Below are 16,162 nucleotides of genomic sequence, written 5' to 3'. Positions count from 1 at the left end.
AAAGTCCCGCGATATGATGCCAGCGCCCCAGCATCGCCTAGACAGAGGTTCCGATATTATCGCCAGTGCCCGACTTGGTGGAAGACGCGGCGGCGAGCGTCGTGCGCAGCTCTTTCTCCATCTTCTCCATCTCCGCTTCTGCCTCGGCCCGCTTACGCTTGCCTTCATCGGCGATCTGCAGGCTTTCCTCGATCGTGGCGACCAGATCGGCGTTGGCCCGTTTCACGGCCTCGATGTCGAACACGCCGCGTTCCATCTCTTGGCGCACGGCGGCGTTGGCGGTGCGCAGGTTCTCGGCATTGGCGGTCAGCAGCTCGTTGGTCAGATCGTTGGCGTCACGCACGGCGGCGGCGGCCTCGGACGAGCGCTGGATCGTCAGGGCCTGCGCCAACTGCGTCTCCCACAAAGGCACGGTGTTCACGAGCGTCGAGTTGATCTTGGTGACCAGCGACTTGTCATTTTCCTGCACGAGCCGGATCGAGGGCAGGGACTGCATCGTTACCTGCCGCGTGAGCTTCAGGTCATGCACCCGGCGCTCCAGATCGTCGCGGGCGGCGCGCAGGTCGCGCAGCTCTTGGGCCGCCATCACCTTTTGATCCTCGGGGGCCGCATCGACCGCAGCTTCCTTGGCGGGGATGTCGGTGCTGTCCAGCTCGGCCAGTTTCTCTTCGCCGGCGGTAATGTAGAGCGCCAGTTCGTTGTAGAAATCGAGCGTCCGGTCATAGAGCACGTCGAGCGATTTGATATCCTTCAGCAGGACATGTTCGTGGTTCAGCAGGTTGTCGGTGATCCGGTCGATCTGGCCTTGCACGTCTTCGTAGCGGGCCATGAAATTGGCGGCGGGCGCGGCGCGGCCCAGCAGCTTTTCCCACCACGACCGTTCGCGGCGCATGTCCATCTCGGAGATGTTGAAGCCCCGGATCGTGGTGACGATGTCGCGCAGGGAGTTGCCCGCCGGGCCCACATCCTTGTTCTTTACGTCCTGCAGCATCGACTGGCTGATCTCTTGCAGGCCCGACTGCGCGGTCGACCCGAACGAGACGATGGAATTGGTGTCCGTTATGTCAATCTCGGCCATGCGCTTGCGGATATTCTCGGCCACGGGCGCGTCGGCCTGGGCCAGCGGCACCAGCTCGGTCGAGGGCTCCTCGAGCACCACCGCCTGCAACTCTTCGACAGCTTGGGTGGATTGCGCGGCTTTCTCGCGGATGGTCTGGGACATGGGGTCAGTCTCCTTCGGGCAGTCTGATGCCTTCGCGCTGCAAACGGTCGCGCAGCACATCGATTTCAATGTCGAGGTCGGTGCGATTATCAGTCAGAAGTGCCTGATTTTTCGCGGTGAAATTTGCTTCTAGATCGTCAAGAAGGGCGGTGTAATCCGCTTTGACGTCCGGGTCGCGGTTCTGGGCGTAGAGCTTGGCGAACTTGATCGTCGCGTCCTTCGCGCCCAGCAGGTAGACGCCCAGATATCGCCGTGCGGAGGTCAGGTCGCGCGGGTCATCCTCGACCGTGCGAAACATGGCGCGAGCGGTCGCCTGAAACTGCTCCACCCGGGCGATCATCACCCGGTCGCCTGCGCTTTTGATCGCATCGAGCATCGCGCTCAGATGCCGCTCTGCCTCTTCCACCGCGCGGGCGACGCGGTCGGTCTGGAACGTGTCGACGCCTTCGGCCACCTTGTTTTTCAACGGGTCGAGCCCGAAGGCGGTCAGGTGCAGCACCAAGGCAATCGCGCCGTACAGCACGCCGTCCATGATAGAGGTGTCCAGCGTCGCAACGGCCACGCCCAAGGCTAAAGCGATGCCGCCGAAAATCTTGCGCGGTATTGCGGGTCTGCGGGCAATGGTGCGGGCATCGTAGGCCGCTTGTGCGTCGATCCCTTCACGCGTCAACCAGGCGCCAAGGATCATCAACGCGAAGGCGCCAAGGGCTGTGGCCATGCCTGCCGCGCCGCCGCTGAACGCTGTGAAAAGCACGGGCAGGGCCGCGAGAAACAAAAGGTTTGCACGGGTGCGCCCAACGACCGGTTTCGCCCCGCCAAATGCGGGCTTTGGCGCGTTCGAATTCCCGCCGGGGCTGTACTGCCCGCCGAACTTCTGCGCCATCACAGCACCCCGCTTGAGGCCAAGGCGACGAGGCCAAGTAGCAGCACATAGGCGATCTTTTGAAGCGCTCCGGCCGACATGGGCCCCCCAGCAAGTGTGTTCAGGGGAAACATAGGCGCTTCCCCCGACAGTTACCAGTTAGTGACCGCCGCCTTGCGTGCCTGCGCGCTCTGCGGCCAGCTTGCGGGCATAGCCCGACTGGATGATCTCGACCGCAAACAGCACGATGACGGAGAAGTAGAAGGTAGATTTCGACATCGGAATAATGGGATAGCCGAAAATCTTCATCTGCAGATCGTCGTCGTGGGCCGCGTGCGCTGCGGCCACGCCGGCTTCACCCAGCAGCACCACGCCCACGATCAGCAGGATGAACAGGCCGAGAACCTCGTACATCCGATTTCTCTGCAGGAACTCTGTCACACCATCGGCCAACAGCAACATCGCAAGGCCCGAGATCAGGATTGCGGCGGCCAGCACCGGGAATACTTCGGTAATTGCGATGGCCGACAGGACCGAGTCGAAGCTGAAGATCAGGTTCATGAAGATGATCAGCATCACCACCTGCACTGCGGATTTACCGGATTTGCCACTGACATCATGGCCGAGATGTTCGACCGACAACATGTGGCCGATCTCCTTGACCGCCGTGTACATGATGAAAATACCGCCAAATACAAAGACGCAGGTGGCGAAGTTCACGCCGCCGGTGATCACCCCTTCCCAGTCGAAGATATAGAACGGCTCGGTCAGGGAGCTGAGCAGCGAGACCATTGTGAACAGCAAGATGATCCGCAGGGCCACCGCCAGGATGATGCCCCAGAAGCGCACCGCCTTTTGCTGCGCCACCGGCGCGCGCTGGCTCTCGATCGAGATGTAGAGCAGGTTGTCGAAGCCCAGCACCGCTTGCAGGAAGCATAGCATCAGGAGGTTGCCCAGGTTTTCGAGCGTCAGCAGATCGGCCATTTTTCTGTCCCGTCGTGATTATTGTATGTTGCGCGTATTACTACATCGCGGGGCCAGCGCGACAAGTTCCACATGCCTGCATTTGGTTAATGCCTTGTGCTTGGGCGCTGTTCGGATTGAGCAGAGTTTCTTAACATTTTGTTAAAAATGGTAAATCATGCTGCGGAATGACTCGAGACGTTGTCTTATTTTGTGGTTAACGCCTGCTGCAGGATAGCGTAACCCATGGGTTACCCTACCGTGTTTTGGGCTTAACACTTCGGGGAGGTGCCGCAGCCCGGCTGCGCCGTTTCATCGGTTTCTTCTTCAGCATGGGCTTCTCATTATCGGCCTTCAGGCCAAGCTGTTCCTTCAGCACCCGGCCCTTGACCTCTTCGACCTCGCCCGGCTTCAATTCGTTTAGCCGGAACGGCCCGTAGCTGACGCGGATCAGCCGGTTCACCTTCAGCCCGACCTCTGCCATGGCGCGGCGGATTTCGCGGTTCTTGCCCTCGCGCAGGCCAACAGTCAGCCAGGCATTGGCGCCTTGCTGGCGGTCGAGCGAGACCTCCATCGGCTGGAACCTCTCGCCATCGGCGACGACGCCCCGGCGCAGGGGGGCAAGGGTCTTGTCCTCGGGCGTGCCATTGACGCGCACGCGGTATTTGCGCAGCCAGCCGGTCGAAGGCAGCTCAAGCCGCCGCTTGATCTCGCCGTCATTGGTCAGCAGCAACAGCCCTTCGGAATTGATATCGAGCCGCCCGACACTGACGACCCGGGGCAGCGTGTCCTTGAGCGCCTCGAACACGGTGTCGCGGCCTTTCTCGTCGCTCTCGGATGTGACCAGCCCGATGGGCTTGTAGTAGCGCCACAGGCGCGTGGGCTCAGGCGCGGCCAGCGGCTTGCCGTCGACGGTGATCACGTCCGCCTCGGTCACGTTCAGCGCAGGCGACAGGATCTGGGTGCCGTTCACGGTCACGCGGCCCGCCTCGATCATGGCTTCCGCGCCCCGGCGCGAGGCCACGCCCGCGCGGGCCAGAACCTTGGCGATGCGGTCGCCCTTGGGTGTGTCAGTGCTCATGGGCCGGGCCTACGCCCTTGGCGCGCTCTTGTGAAGGGGTTAGGCATCGGGGATGGCGTTCACGTCCCATATGTCCGTCGCGCTGGAGGAAGCGCGCGCCGCCGCCGCGCGCGGCGAAGTGCCTGTGGGGGCCGTGGTGCTGTCGCCGGAGGGCGCAGTGCTGGCGCGGGCGGGGAACCGAACTCGGGAACTCGACGACCCGTCCGCCCATGCGGAGATGCTGGCGATCCGGGCGGCCTGCGCGGCCTTGGGGGCAGAGCGACTGACGGGCTGCGACCTGTATGTGACGCTGGAGCCCTGCGCGATGTGCGCGGGCGTGATCGCCCATGCGCGGCTGGCCCGGGTGTATTTCGGGGCGGCTGATCCCAAATCGGGCGGTACATTGCATGGCGCTCGGGTGTTTTCGCACCCGCAATCCCATCACCGGCCCGAGATTTATGACGGGATCGACGCTGCCGCTTGCGAGGCGCTCCTGAAGGATTTCTTCGCCGACCGTCGCTAGGCGCGGGCAGACTTTTCCCGAAAAGTCTGGTCCAAAGTCTTCAAAAGACTTTGGCGCGTCAGGCACAATTTTGCCTGACGCAGCGGAAAGAGGTTCACACGACTCACTTTTGCGGCTACGACATCGCGCAGTGCAACCCAGCAATCACAGGAGGACGCACGATGCAAAAGTTCGAACGTCAATCCTCCCGCTGGACCGGCCTGTTTGAGTATGCCTGTAAGGGCGTATCTGGAACCGCCGCCTAAGTGCACCGCCGGCACCTGCGGGTGCCACATTTCCAAACCTTCAAACCCACAGTAACCGCCCCGCTCGGCTTGCGTTTTGCGCTTTTGTGGTCGGGGCCGTCTCTCTCAAAAGGAGCCGACGCCGCGCGTCGGTCTGATGTGACACATATGAACGCATTGCCTTTAAAGTCCCCGGACACGCTCGGGACGACGTTGAACGACACGCTCGATGATTTGATCGCCGATCACGGGCTCAGACCGGTCTTGCTGGGCCTGCTGGCCAGGATCGCCAAGCGGACGCGGCCGCCCGACCACAAATACGAGCGGCTCGACCTGTTGGACGATCACATGCGGGCCGATCTGGGGCTGCCGCCCGCCGAGCCGCACAAGGCCAAGGTCGACCTGCATCTGCTGATGCGCGGCCTGTATTGAGCCCGATCGCGGGCAGGGCCATCCTGCCCGCGACACTGCCGCTTGAAGCCCTGCCAGCGTGGCGCTAAACGAGGGCGGAGATGTAAGGAGACGCCCCCCATGTCCATCGACACCGCAACTGCCGCCCGCGTGGCCAAGCTGGCCCGCATCGCCGTGCCGGAAGAGGATTTGCCGACGCTCGCCTCCGAGCTGAACGGCATCCTGGCCTTCATGGAGCAGCTCAATGAGGTCGATGTGGACGGCGTCGAGCCGATGACCTCGGTCACACCGATGCGCCTGAAGCGGCGCGAGGACGTGGTGACCGACGGCAACCAGCAGGAAGCCATCCTGAAAAACGCGCCCGATGCGCGTGAGGGCTTCTTTGCCGTGCCGAAAGTGGTGGAATAATGGGCGAGCTTTCCAAACTGACCATCGCCGAGGCCCGCGATGGAATGCGCAGCGGCGCGTTCACCTCGAAAGAGGTCACGCAGGACTGCCTGGGCGAGATCGAAGCCTCCGCGGCACTCAACGCCTTCGTACACAACACGCCCGAGATCGCCTTGGCTCAGGCCGAGGTCGCGGACACCCGCATCAAGGCGGGCGACGCGCCGGCCATGTGCGGCGTGCCCTTGGGCATCAAGGACCTGTTCGCGACCAAAGGCGTGGAGACCCAGGCGGCCTCCGACATCCTGAAAGGCTTCAAGCCCGAATACGAGAGCACCATCACCCAACAGCTTTGGGATGCGGGCTCGGTCATGCTGGGCAAGCTGAACATGGACCAGTTCGCCATGGGCTCGTCGAACGAGACGTCGTGTTATGGCGACGTCGTAAACCCGTGGAAAATCGACGACCGCAATCTGACCCCGGGCGGCTCATCCGGCGGCTCGGCCTCTGCCGTTGCAGCGGATCTGTGCTTGGCTGCGACTGGCACTGACACCGGCGGATCGATCCGACAGCCTGCGGCCTTCGTTGGGATCACGGGCATGAAGCCCACCTATGGGCGCTGTTCGCGCTGGGGCGTGGTGGCCTTCGCGTCGTCGCTCGACCAAGCTGGGCCGATGACCAAATCCGTGCGCGACGCGGCGATCATGCTGGAGGCCATGTCGGGCCATGATCCGAAGGATTCGACCAGCGCAGAGCTGGCCGTGCCCAACTTCGAGGCCGCGCTGACCGGCGACATCCGGGGCAAGAAGATCGGCATCCCGAAGGAATACCGCCTAGATGGTATGCCGCAGGAGATCGAGGATCTTTGGACCAAGGGTCGCGAGATGATGCAGGACGCGGGCGCCGAGATCGTCGATATCTCGCTGCCCCACACGAAATACGCGCTGCCCGCCTATTACGTCGTGGCCCCCGCCGAAGCGTCGTCGAATCTCGCGCGCTATGACGGGGTGCGCTTCGGGCACCGCGCGCAGCTGGCGCAAGGCGACGGCATCACCGAGATGTACGAGAAGACCCGCGCCGAAGGGTTCGGCCCGGAAGTGCAGCGCCGTGTGATGATCGGCACGTATGTGCTGTCGGCGGGCTTCTATGATGCCTATTACAACCGCGCCCGCAAGGTCCGCACCCTGATCAAGAAGGATTTCGAGGATGTCTTCGCCCAAGGCGTCGATGCGATCCTGACGCCCGCAACGCCCTCGGCCGCTTTCGGTCTGGGCGAGATGGCCGACGCCGATCCGGTCCAGATGTACCTCAATGATGTCTTTACGGTCACAGTGAACCTGGCCGGTCTGCCCGGCATCGCCGTGCCAGCAGGCCTTGATAAACAAGGGCTTCCGCTGGGTCTTCAGCTGATCGGGCGGCCTTGGGAAGAGGGCGACCTGCTCAACACCGCCTATGCGCTGGAGCAGGCCGCCGGTTTTGTGGCGAAGCCCGCCAAATGGTGGTAATCTCGCGCGCAACAAAGAAAAAGTGAGGCCGTTTCGATGCGTGGTGTGTTTGCAGTTTTCTCAGTGGCCGTGATTGCGGCCTGTACCACTCCGGTGCCCGACAGCGCCAAGGGCGTGGGGTTTGAGAATTACGACAGCTATCTGGCCGAACGTCAGGCCCGCGAGGCGGAGCTGCGTCGCGGCACGACCGCGGCAGGCACTGCGCCTGCAACTGTTGCGCCGCCCACGGGCACAGCGCCCACCGAGGCGGAACAGACCGCCAGCGCCGCTGTCGCCGCGGTGCGCGGCACCGACGGGCGTCCTGCGCGGGGCGAAAGCGTGCCTGCGGGCATTCAGAACACGTCTCCCAACGCGGCGCTGCAGCCCGACCTCGACAATCCGTCCATCTCGGATGAGCAGGATTTTCAGGCGGTCTCCAGCCGCCAGTCGATTGAAAGCGACGCCGCCCGCCGTCAGGCGCAAAGCGCGCAATACAAGGTGATCGAGCCCACCGCCGTGCCGCGTCGACCCGGCGCCAAGACACCGACGCCGATCGAGTTCGCGCTTGAGACGCGGCATCCGGTCGGCCAAAAGGTTTACCGACGCTCGCCCTTTGGCGCGGGCAAGGCAGCGCAGGCCTGCGCGTCCTACGGATCGAGCGAGCTTGCACAGGATGCCTTCCTGAAGGCCGGTGGCCCGTCCAAGGACAAACTGGGTGTGGACCCCGACGGGGACGGCTACGCCTGCGGGTGGAACCCGGCCAAGTACCGGAGCCTTGTGCGCAACTGATGACGCCGGAGTGGCGGCCCTCGCCGAATTTCGGTGACCGCAAGGATGGAGCGCGGCCAGAGCTGGTCGTGCTGCACTACACAGCCATGTCCGATTGCGAGGCGGCTTGCCGCGCGCTGAGCAACCCGGAGACGGAGGTTTCCGCCCATTACCTGATCCGCGAGGACGGCCACGTGATCCAGCTGGTCGAGGAAGAGAAGCGCGCGTGGCATGCGGGCGCGGGGTCATGGCAGGGGCGGGGTGACGTCAATTCCCGCTCAATCGGGATTGAGATGTCGAATACCGGTTTTGCGCCGTTTGGCGCGGGGTTGATGGACAGTCTCGAGACACTGATGGGGGGTGTTCTTTCGCGGTGGTCGATGCCGCCCGACGCGGTGATCGCCCATTCCGATTTGGCGCCGGGGCGCAAGATTGATCCCGGGCGGCGGTTCGATTGGCGCCGCTTGGCGCGGCAGGGGCTGGCGGTGTGGCCCGAGTATGGCGATGCGGAGCCTGATCCCGTGCGCTTTCACGCGGCGGCGATCCGGTTCGGCTATTCCGCAGAGGTCGAGGACGACATACGGCTGGCGGCCTTCCGGCTGCGGTTCAATCCGTCCGCCGAGGGACCAGTGGCCGCGCGCGATGTTGCCATGGCCGAGGCGCTGGCATTGCGCTGGGGCATTGACCGGCAGCCCGCCGTCTCGTAGGGCAGACCACGCGCGGAGGGCCGGATGGCCGCGGGCCTGCAAGGGCACGAGGAAAGTCCGGACTCCACAAGGCAACGGTGCCGGGTAACGCCCGGGCGGAGCAATCCGACGGAAAGCGCCACAGAGAACAGACCGCCCCCGCAGGCCGGGGGTAAGGGTGAAACGGTGGGGTAAGAGCCCACCGCGCCCCTGGCAACAGGGGCGGCACGGCAAGCCCCACCGGGAGCAATGCCAAATAGGAACCGCGCGAGGGCCTCGGCCCTCGGGGATGCCTTTGTCCCCAGCAGGTTCGGGTTGGCAGCTAGAGGGCCACGGGCGACTGTGGCTTGAGAGGAATGGTCATCCAGAGGGGGCAACTCCTTGGACAGAATCCGGCTTACAGGCCCTCCGCGCGTATCTTTTGCCTGTCGCTCCTGAGGATGGTTCCAGTTATCGCTGACGGTCGATTTTATGTGTCAGCAGATAAGTGTTGCGCGAAAGGTGAGCCCGAAATCTGCGTAGCCAATGTCGCGCCATCCGTATTTTTGGAACAAAGAAAGACAGATCGCCGCAAAAGAAGCGCGTGCCTATCGGTGTGGGATGCCGAGATGTCCCACCGAAAGCGCCTCTGTCAGATGGGACAGGTAGTTTTGCACCGCGCGCGGGGATTGCAAATGGTGGCGGTCTTTTGTCTCCGGGCAGGACGCAAATAGGTTGGCGCAACCCGCACGTGCCGTGTGGCGGGTGCGCCAGATATAGTGCCAGAACTCAGCGCTGAAATATTCGGGGCATCCGTCGGGAAGATCCGGTCTGGTGCGCCCGTAGCTCAGCGCGGTGCGCCTGAAGACCCGCCAGGCGCGCAGCGGCAGGGGCAGGTCGATCCAGATCAGCGTGTCCGCGCGTTGCATCCGGGAGGACCATGTCGCGGAGTAGCCGCCCTCAAATATCCACGCATCGCGCGCGTGCACGTCTTCGCATAACCTTGATTTCTCCTCCTGCGGACGCTCGATCCAGCCGGACTTCCAGTGGATATGGTCGATATGGACGACCGGCAGAAAGGTGATCTCGCCCATCTGTCGGGCCAGGGTCGATTTCCCAGAGCCCGGCTGGCCGATGATCATGACCCGCCGCATTACTCGCCTATGGCGATGCCTTCGCGGCGGGGATCCGCGCCACCGCGTAAGCCCTCCGGCGTGATCGCAATCGCATGCAGACCCGAGGTCAGCGCGCGGGCGTTGGTCTCGAAGCCCAGTTCTGTCAGCGCATCGGTGAAGCCGGTGGCGGTCGTGCCATCCTCCATATCATAGGTGCCGAAGCGGTTGACCAGATGCGGCATGGCGACCGCCGCCTGTGGGTCCATCCCCCAGTCCAGATGCGCGATGATCGTCTTGGCCACATAGCCGATGATGCGCGATCCGCCCGGGCTGCCCACCACCATCGCGGGCTTGCCGTCCTTCATCACGATCGTGGGCGCCATTGAAGAGCGCGGGCGCTTGCCCGGCTCCACCCGGTTGGCGATGGGAACGCCGTTGTCGTGGCTGCGGAAGGAGAAATCGGTGAGCTCGTTGTTCAGCAGGAAGCCGCCCGGGGCCATAAGCCGCGAGCCAAAACCGTTCTCGATCGTGGTCGTCATCGACAGCGCATTACCATATTGGTCCACGATGGAGATGTGGGAGGTCGAGGGCAGCTCAAGGCTTTCGTCATCGGCCCAAAGCAGCGCGTGATCAAAAGGTGGCTCGCCCGGGCTGACCTCGGTCAGCGCCTTGTCGGTGTTGAGCGCCTGCGCGCGCCCCGTGAGATATTCCGGGTCCACGAGCCCCTTGGTCGGCATGGGCACGAAATCGCTATCGGCCATGTAGCGGCCGCGATCTGCGAAAGCGAGGCGGGAGGCATCGCCGATCAGCCGCCAGCTTTCCGGGTTCTCGGCGCCCAAAGCGGCCAAATCGGAGCTTTCGAGCATGCCCAGGATCTGCCCAACGGTCAGCGCGCCCGAAGACGGCGGGCCCATGCCGCAGACATCATGGGCGCGATAGGTGACGCAGACCGCCGCGCGTTCCTTGACCTCATAGATTGACAGGTCGGTCATGGACAGCACACCGGGATTGCCCGCGGCCCCGCGTACGGTTTCGACAATGCCCGCGGCGATCTCGCCGGAGTAGAACGCGTCAGCGCCATCTGCGGAAATCGCGCGCAGCGTCTCGGCATAGGCGGGATTTTGCAGCGTGTTGCCCTCGGCGATCGGCGCGCCCTCGGGGACGAAATAGGCGGCGGTGCGGGGGAAGCGGGTGAGGCGTTCCTGATCACTGGCGACAAGAGCCGCAAGTCGCGGCGAGACGGCGAACCCATCCTCGGCCAGCGTGATCGCCTCGGAGAAGAGCGTGGGCCAGGCAAGCCCGCCCCAGCGGCGATGGGCGGCCTCCATCAACGCGGGCGTCCCCGGCGTGCCGACCGAAAGCCCGCCGACCACGGCGTCGAAGAATTTCAGCGGCTCGCCGTTCTTGTCCTGAAACAGCCTTGGCGTGGCCTCCAGCGGCGCGGTCTCGCGGCCGTCGAGCGTGGTCAGATCGCCGGTCTCTGCGTCATACCAAACCAGAAACGCGCCACCGCCCAGGCCAGAGCTTTGCGGCTCGACCAGTCCAAGCACGGCCTGCACTGCGACCATGGCATCGGCGGCGGTGCCGCCCTGGCTGAGCACCCGCGCGCCGGCGCGCACGGCCAGCGGGTTAGCGGCTGCGACCATCCATTTCGACGCCTCGGCGGGCGCGCCTGCGTCTTTTGTCGTTTGGGCGGTGGCGGCCTCTGGCGCGAAGGCATCCGCAGCCTCTTGGGCATGCAGGGGCAGGGCAAAGGCGAATAGGGCAAGGGGGGCGAGACGCATGGGCATGGGTCCTTCAGCTTCAGGGTAATACGTCACAGGATGACGCAAGGGAAGCCAAAGGCAAGTGCGGACTGACCTACCCCGGCCGGGCGCCGGGTTGCCGCCGATCGGGGCTGCCTGGCACGCTTTCTCGGTTGACAGGCGCGCGCAGACCCTTAGAAGGCGGGTTCTAGTGAATTTCCGGGCTGGCGACAGATGTTCGGCCCCCCATGAGGAGACGTGAGATGGCGAAGCCAACCACTATCAAAATCCGCCTGAACTCGTCCGCAGGCACCGGCCACTTCTACGTGACCAAGAAAAACGCCCGCACCATGACCGAGAAGATGGTCGTACGCAAATACGACCCCGTTGCGCGCAAGCATGTCGAATACAAAGAAGGCAAGATCAAGTAAGATCGCCCCCTTCGACGAATTTGAGAAAGCCGCGCCCTAGAGCGCGGCTTTTTGCGTTTGGAGAGGACCATGGACATCCGCCCCACGACACGTGCCGATATTCCCGCAGTTGACGCGCTGCTGGCGCGCGCCTACCCGGTGCTGCTGAAGCCGGACTATCCTGCGTCGGTGCTGGTGACCGCCTTGCCGCTCATCAGTCGGGCGCAGCCTGGGTTGGTGACCTCTGGCACCTATTACGGCGTCTTTGATGGCGCGATCCTTGTGGGGGCGGGCGGCTGGAGCATGGCGGCCCCCGGTGGTGCATCGCTACGTCCGGGCGTGGCGCATGTACGCCATGTCGTCACCGATCCGGCCCGCGTGCGCCAAGGCATCGGGCGCGCGATGATGGAGCGGGTCCTGTTCGAGGCCCGGTCGGCGGGTGCGGTGCAGATGGCGTGCCAGGCGACCAGGACGGCGGTGCCGTTCTATGCCGCGATGGGGTTCTTGGCCTTGGGTGAAATCACGGTTCCTTTGCGCGGCGGCATTGATTTTCCGGCCGTTCAAATGAAGCTCGACTTTTAGCGGGAATTTGCTTGATGGACTCGGACGACCACTTTACCCTCCCCACCATATCTTGGGGGTATAGACCGTGAAAAAACTACTGATACTACCGATTCTTGCTTTGGCCGCGTGCTCTGACCAGCGCGGCGTGCACAATGATTGGCTGACCGGCGCCGAGTTCGGGCCAAGCAGCAAAGTCGAATTTCAAGCCCGCGCCGCCCGCGGCGAGCCGGGTGTCTTCCCGGCCCCGAGCGGTTATTCGGTCTTCACAGACCGTGAACGGGCGGCTGTCGGAACAAGCCAGGTGCGCACTGTCCGCCAGGGCACGGCCTCGTCCCGCACGGGCGAGTTCATTACCAATGGCACGCTGACACCGGCGCAGGCCCGGGCACAGGCGCGCGGCATCTAAACACCCTTCACCGGACCGCAATTAAAAAAAGGGCCAGCGCGAAGCTGGCCCTTTTCGTTTGTCTGGCGTGTTGCAATTACTCGCGCGAGCCCATGAACTGTAGCAGGAACATGAACATGTTCAGGAAGTTCAGGTACAGGCTCAGGGCGCCCATGATCGCGGATTTCGCAAGCCAGTCGCTCTGACCGTAATTCGCCATCTGAATGTACTCGTTCTTCAGACGCTGCGTGTCATAGGCCGTCAGGCCTGCGAAGATCAGCACACCGAGGACCGACACCGCAAACTGGATCGCGGCAGAGCCCACAAAGATGTTGATGATCGAGGCCACGATCAGGCCGATCACGCCCATGATCAGGAACGACCCCCAACCGGAGATGTCCTTCTTCGTGGTATAGCCGTAGAGGCTGAGACCCGCGAAGGCGATCGCCGTGGTCATGAAGGTCTGAGCGATCGACAGGCCGGTGTAGACCGCGAAAATGTAGCTGATGGACAGACCCATCAGCGCGGAGAAGGCCCAGAAGACCAGCTGCGCGGCGCCTGCCGACAGCTTGTTGATCATCGCGCCAAAGGCGAAGACCACGACCAGCGGGGCGAACATCACAACCCATTTCAGCGGCGTGCCGAAGATGGCTGCCAGCATCGCATCGTTGTTGCCAACGACGAATGCCACACCACCAGTGATCAGCATCGCAATGGACATCAGTCCGTAAATCTTACTCATATGGGCCTTGAGGCCCTCGTCGATGGCAGCGGACCGCGTTCCTACGCCCGCCGACTGCATCGTCTCGTATTCAGCCATGTAAGCACTCCCTTTCAGGCAAGTCTCTAGCGGCGCGGGGACATCCCAAGCCGGGTATGCTTAGAAAAATGGGGCAATGGACCCGCTATTTCAAGATATTCCGCACTGTTTTCGTCATAAATTCTGACCAATTCGACTAAACGGGCACAGCCGCGGCGATTTTGGTGTTTTTGTTGACGAAATGCGATGAAATAGCGCGCATTCGAGTGACGGCAGAACGCCGCCGATGACGGCTACAGCTGCGTACCCAATCAGTGACCTGCGTCGCAAAAAGGCCCGGCCGAGTGCTCTCCGACTGGGCCTTTTGCGCGAGGTTGCATTGGCCGAAGCGCAGTCACTTCCAATGGGCGGGCGCGTCCCAGATCGGGCGTCTTGCCTCCGCATCGGCCTCGAACCGGCTCAGGCCAAGATCGGCGAGGCGATCTTCGTCGAGTGCGGCAAGGGCCCGACGTTGGCGATACAGCGCGAGGTAGCTCAAGAGACTGATGCCACGGGCCCGCGAGGGACGGGATGCGGCGGCGGAGGACGTGAAATCGGTCATGGGTCTATCTTTCGGTTCTGTGATGAAAATCCATGTAAGGATCATTTATGTTGATATATATGGAGCCATATGCTTCATATGTGAAATGAATGGTTTTGAGATAATTCATCACGGAGATTGATATGCCCCGAAATCTCGATCTAACCTCCCTGCGTTCCTTCGTGGCCGTTGCCGATAGTGGTGGCGTGACGAAGGCGGCCGGGCATTTGCATCTCACGCAATCTGCGGTGTCGATGCAGCTCAAGCGGCTAGAGGAGGCGCTGGATGTGTCCCTGCTCGACCGCTCAAACCGCTCGGTGTCCTTGACCGCGGAAGGGGAGCAACTGCTGAGCTACGCACGACGGATGCTGGCGCTCAACGACGAGATCTACACCAAGCTGACCGCGCAGGAATACGAGGGCGAGATCAGTCTGGGTGTCCCCCATGACATCATATATCCCTACATTCCACCTATCCTGCGTCGCTTTGCGGGTGATTTCCCGCGGGTCCAGATCAAGCTGGTCTCGGCCCCCACGATGCGCTTGCGCGAGATGTTCGGGCGCGGCGAGTGCGACGCGATCCTGACCACCGAAGAGCAACCCGGCCCGGGGGGCGAAGCGCTAGTGGAGCTGCCACTGGTCTGGATTGGGGCTGAAGGCGGCACCGCGTGGAAGCAACGGCCGTTGCCTGTCGCGTTCTGCACGAACTGTATCTTCCGCCCCGGTGTCCTGAAGCGACTTGATGATGTGGGCGTGGCATGGGAGCCGGTGGTCTACTCCGACCTCGACAACGCGGTCGAGGCCGTGGTCAGTGCCGATCTCGGCGTGCATGCGGCGATCACCGGGGTCTATCCGCGCCAGACCGCGCCGATCCCCCATGACGGTGCGCTGCCGGACCCGGGAAAAACCCAGATCGCGCTGTATCTGCAAAGCAAAGAGGACCCGGTTCTGTCGGCCCTGCGCGCCATGATACACGAAGCCTATGGTGCGGATCGCAAGATCGCCGCCGCCTAAGTGGTGATCACAACCTTCCCGGTGGAGCGGCGGGAGCGCAAAAGCTCCAGCCCTTCGCCGGCCTGCTCGAGCGGCAGAGTGTGGCTGATATGCGGGTGCAACTTGCCCTCGGTGTACCAGCCCGCCAGTGTCTTGAGGCTGTCGGTCAGCACCTCGGGTTTGAACGTCAGGTAGCCGCCCCAGTAGAAGCCGATCACGTTGATGTTCTTGACCAGGATATGATTGGCCGCGATTTGCGGCACGTCGCCGGATGCAAAACCGATCGTCAGCACGCGCGCCTCGGGCTTGCAGGCGCGCAGGGCGGCCTTGAACAGATCGCCCCCGACCGCGTCATAGACCACGTCCGCGCCGCCCAAGGATTTGACCACCTCGCGCAGGTCGTCCTTGTCGGTGTCGATCAGGTGATCGGCCCCGGCCTTCTTGCAGATTTCCAACTTTTCCGGGCCACGCGCCGCAGCAATCACCGTGGCACCGATGAGTTTTCCAAGCTCGACCGCCGTCAGGCCCACGCCGCCGGCGGCCCCGGTGACCAGCAGCGTGTCGCCGGGCTTCAGCTGCGCGCGGTAATCCAGTGCGACATGGCTGGTGGAATAGGCCACCTGAAAAGCCGCCGCATGCTCGAAGCTCATCGCCTCGGGCAGCGGGACGCAGAGCGCGGCTTTGTAGACACCACACTCCGCCAGCCCGCCATGGCCGCCAAATACCGCGACACGCTGGCCGACGGAGGGAGAGGTCACGCCTTCGCCGACCTCTGCCACTGTGCCTGCGACCTCCATTCCGAGCGTGAAGGGCAGATCGGGGCGCTCCTGATAAGTGCCCTTGACCATCAGTAGGTCGCCGAAATTCAACCCGCAGGCCGCGATGTCGAGCAGGACCTCCCCGGGGCCGGGCGCCGGGCGCGGGATATCTTGCAGGCTGGGCGGGGTGTCGTGAGCGGTGACCTGAAACGCGCGCATGGGGGCTCCTTCGTGGGACGGTGTCGCGGGCGAGCCTAGCCAAGCCTGTCCGCAGAGGCCACCGCTTC

At 63.3% G+C, this 16,162-nt stretch carries 19 protein-coding genes and 1 other RNA gene; 11 read left to right on the top strand and 9 right to left on the bottom strand.

The window, feature by feature from the left end; genetic code table 11:
* Positions 1 to 37 precede the first annotated feature (37 nt).
* From C8N43_RS14605 to C8N43_RS14590, 4 genes are all read right to left on the bottom strand, one after another.
* Positions 38 to 1,222: a toxic anion resistance protein gene (locus C8N43_RS14605; RefSeq protein WP_107846508.1), complete on the bottom strand. Its 1,185-nt coding sequence runs from the start codon at positions 1,220 to 1,222 to the stop codon at positions 38 to 40.
* A gap of 4 nt (positions 1,223 to 1,226) precedes the next feature.
* Positions 1,227 to 2,105 carry a 5-bromo-4-chloroindolyl phosphate hydrolysis family protein gene (locus C8N43_RS14600; protein ID WP_107846507.1) on the bottom strand — a complete coding sequence of 293 codons (879 nt, stop codon included), beginning with the start codon at positions 2,103 to 2,105 and terminating at the stop codon, positions 1,227 to 1,229.
* Positions 2,106 to 2,243: 138 nt separating this feature from the next.
* A complete protein-coding gene (locus C8N43_RS14595) occupies positions 2,244 to 3,068 on the bottom strand; it encodes a TerC family protein (protein ID WP_107846506.1) in 825 nt (274 codons plus the stop codon).
* A 235-nt stretch (positions 3,069 to 3,303) separates the two neighbouring features.
* On the bottom strand, positions 3,304 to 4,128 hold the full coding sequence (locus C8N43_RS14590) for a pseudouridine synthase (RefSeq protein WP_107846505.1): 825 nt from the start codon (positions 4,126 to 4,128) through the stop codon (positions 3,304 to 3,306).
* A 52-nt stretch (positions 4,129 to 4,180) separates the two neighbouring features.
* Between C8N43_RS14590 and C8N43_RS14585 the strand changes: the two genes are divergently transcribed.
* The 7 genes from C8N43_RS14585 (at position 4,181) to rnpB (ending at position 9,003) form a co-directional block, all read left to right on the top strand.
* Entirely contained in the window at positions 4,181 to 4,630 is a 450-nt protein-coding gene (locus C8N43_RS14585; protein ID WP_107846504.1) for a nucleoside deaminase, read from the top strand.
* 392 nt (positions 4,631 to 5,022) lie between these two features.
* Positions 5,023 to 5,286, top strand: a complete 264-nt coding sequence (locus C8N43_RS14580) for a hypothetical protein (protein ID WP_107846503.1) — start codon at positions 5,023 to 5,025, stop codon at positions 5,284 to 5,286.
* A gap of 99 nt (positions 5,287 to 5,385) precedes the next feature.
* Positions 5,386 to 5,673, top strand: coding sequence for an Asp-tRNA(Asn)/Glu-tRNA(Gln) amidotransferase subunit GatC (gatC, locus tag C8N43_RS14575; RefSeq protein ID WP_107846502.1), 288 nt, complete (start codon positions 5,386 to 5,388; stop codon positions 5,671 to 5,673).
* Complete coding sequence (gene gatA / locus C8N43_RS14570; RefSeq protein WP_107846501.1) at positions 5,673 to 7,154, top strand: Asp-tRNA(Asn)/Glu-tRNA(Gln) amidotransferase subunit GatA; 1,482 nt, start codon at positions 5,673 to 5,675, stop codon at positions 7,152 to 7,154. Before gatC ends, gatA begins: the two co-directional genes overlap by 1 nt.
* Positions 7,155 to 7,190: 36 nt before the next feature.
* The gene (locus C8N43_RS14565; RefSeq protein WP_107846500.1) at positions 7,191 to 7,922 is read left to right on the top strand and encodes a hypothetical protein; all 732 of its coding nucleotides are present in this window, start codon (positions 7,191 to 7,193) and stop codon (positions 7,920 to 7,922) included.
* Positions 7,922 to 8,608, top strand: coding sequence for an N-acetylmuramoyl-L-alanine amidase (locus tag C8N43_RS14560; protein ID WP_211308606.1), 687 nt, complete (start codon positions 7,922 to 7,924; stop codon positions 8,606 to 8,608). The genes C8N43_RS14565 and C8N43_RS14560 overlap by 1 nt, the downstream gene beginning before the upstream one ends.
* A gap of 12 nt (positions 8,609 to 8,620) precedes the next feature.
* An RNA gene (gene rnpB / locus C8N43_RS14555) (RNase P RNA component class A) lies at positions 8,621 to 9,003 on the top strand.
* 171 nt (positions 9,004 to 9,174) lie between these two features.
* Here rnpB and C8N43_RS14550 read toward each other — a convergent pair.
* Together C8N43_RS14550 and ggt are read right to left on the bottom strand one after the other, a co-directional pair.
* On the bottom strand, positions 9,175 to 9,720 hold the full coding sequence (locus C8N43_RS14550; protein WP_107846499.1) for a P-loop NTPase family protein: 546 nt from the start codon (positions 9,718 to 9,720) through the stop codon (positions 9,175 to 9,177).
* Complete coding sequence (ggt, locus tag C8N43_RS14545; RefSeq protein ID WP_107846498.1) at positions 9,720 to 11,465, bottom strand: gamma-glutamyltransferase; 1,746 nt, start codon at positions 11,463 to 11,465, stop codon at positions 9,720 to 9,722. The genes C8N43_RS14550 and ggt overlap by 1 nt, the downstream gene beginning before the upstream one ends.
* A 224-nt stretch (positions 11,466 to 11,689) precedes the next feature.
* On the opposite strand from ggt, the gene rpmG reads away from it, so the two are divergent.
* The 3 genes from rpmG to C8N43_RS14530 all read left to right on the top strand — a co-directional run bounded on the left by rpmG (position 11,690) and on the right by C8N43_RS14530 (position 12,806).
* Positions 11,690 to 11,857, top strand: coding sequence for a 50S ribosomal protein L33 (rpmG, locus tag C8N43_RS14540; RefSeq protein WP_011454349.1), 168 nt, complete (start codon positions 11,690 to 11,692; stop codon positions 11,855 to 11,857).
* A gap of 69 nt (positions 11,858 to 11,926) precedes the next feature.
* Positions 11,927 to 12,418, top strand: a complete 492-nt coding sequence (locus C8N43_RS14535; RefSeq protein WP_107846497.1) for a GNAT family N-acetyltransferase — start codon at positions 11,927 to 11,929, stop codon at positions 12,416 to 12,418.
* A 67-nt stretch (positions 12,419 to 12,485) separates the two neighbouring features.
* Positions 12,486 to 12,806 (top strand): hypothetical protein, encoded by a 321-nt coding sequence (locus C8N43_RS14530; protein WP_146174232.1) that lies wholly within the window; start codon positions 12,486 to 12,488, stop codon positions 12,804 to 12,806.
* A 76-nt stretch (positions 12,807 to 12,882) separates the two neighbouring features.
* On the opposite strand, the gene C8N43_RS14525 is transcribed toward C8N43_RS14530, so the two are convergent.
* Positions 12,883 to 13,605 carry a Bax inhibitor-1/YccA family protein gene (locus C8N43_RS14525; RefSeq protein WP_107846495.1) on the bottom strand — a complete coding sequence of 241 codons (723 nt, stop codon included), beginning with the start codon at positions 13,603 to 13,605 and terminating at the stop codon, positions 12,883 to 12,885.
* A 334-nt stretch (positions 13,606 to 13,939) separates the two neighbouring features.
* Positions 13,940 to 14,146, bottom strand: a complete 207-nt coding sequence (locus C8N43_RS14520) for a DUF1127 domain-containing protein (RefSeq protein ID WP_107846494.1) — start codon at positions 14,144 to 14,146, stop codon at positions 13,940 to 13,942.
* Positions 14,147 to 14,268: 122 nt separating this feature from the next.
* Here C8N43_RS14520 and C8N43_RS14515 point away from each other — a divergent pair, with 122 nt between their 5' ends.
* Positions 14,269 to 15,138 (top strand): LysR family transcriptional regulator, encoded by an 870-nt coding sequence (locus tag C8N43_RS14515; protein WP_107846493.1) that lies wholly within the window; start codon positions 14,269 to 14,271, stop codon positions 15,136 to 15,138.
* Here the strand turns inward: C8N43_RS14515 and C8N43_RS14510 are convergent.
* A complete protein-coding gene (locus C8N43_RS14510; RefSeq protein WP_107846492.1) occupies positions 15,135 to 16,094 on the bottom strand; it encodes an NADPH:quinone oxidoreductase family protein in 960 nt (319 codons plus the stop codon). The two genes, C8N43_RS14515 and C8N43_RS14510, sit on opposite strands and share 4 nt — an antisense overlap.
* Positions 16,095 to 16,162 lie beyond the last annotated feature (68 nt).

Source organism: Litoreibacter ponti, from assembly GCF_003054285.1.
In the GTDB taxonomy this organism is placed as follows: domain Bacteria; phylum Pseudomonadota; class Alphaproteobacteria; order Rhodobacterales; family Rhodobacteraceae; genus Litoreibacter; species Litoreibacter ponti.
This window is presented reverse-complemented; position numbering and strand designations above follow the sequence as displayed.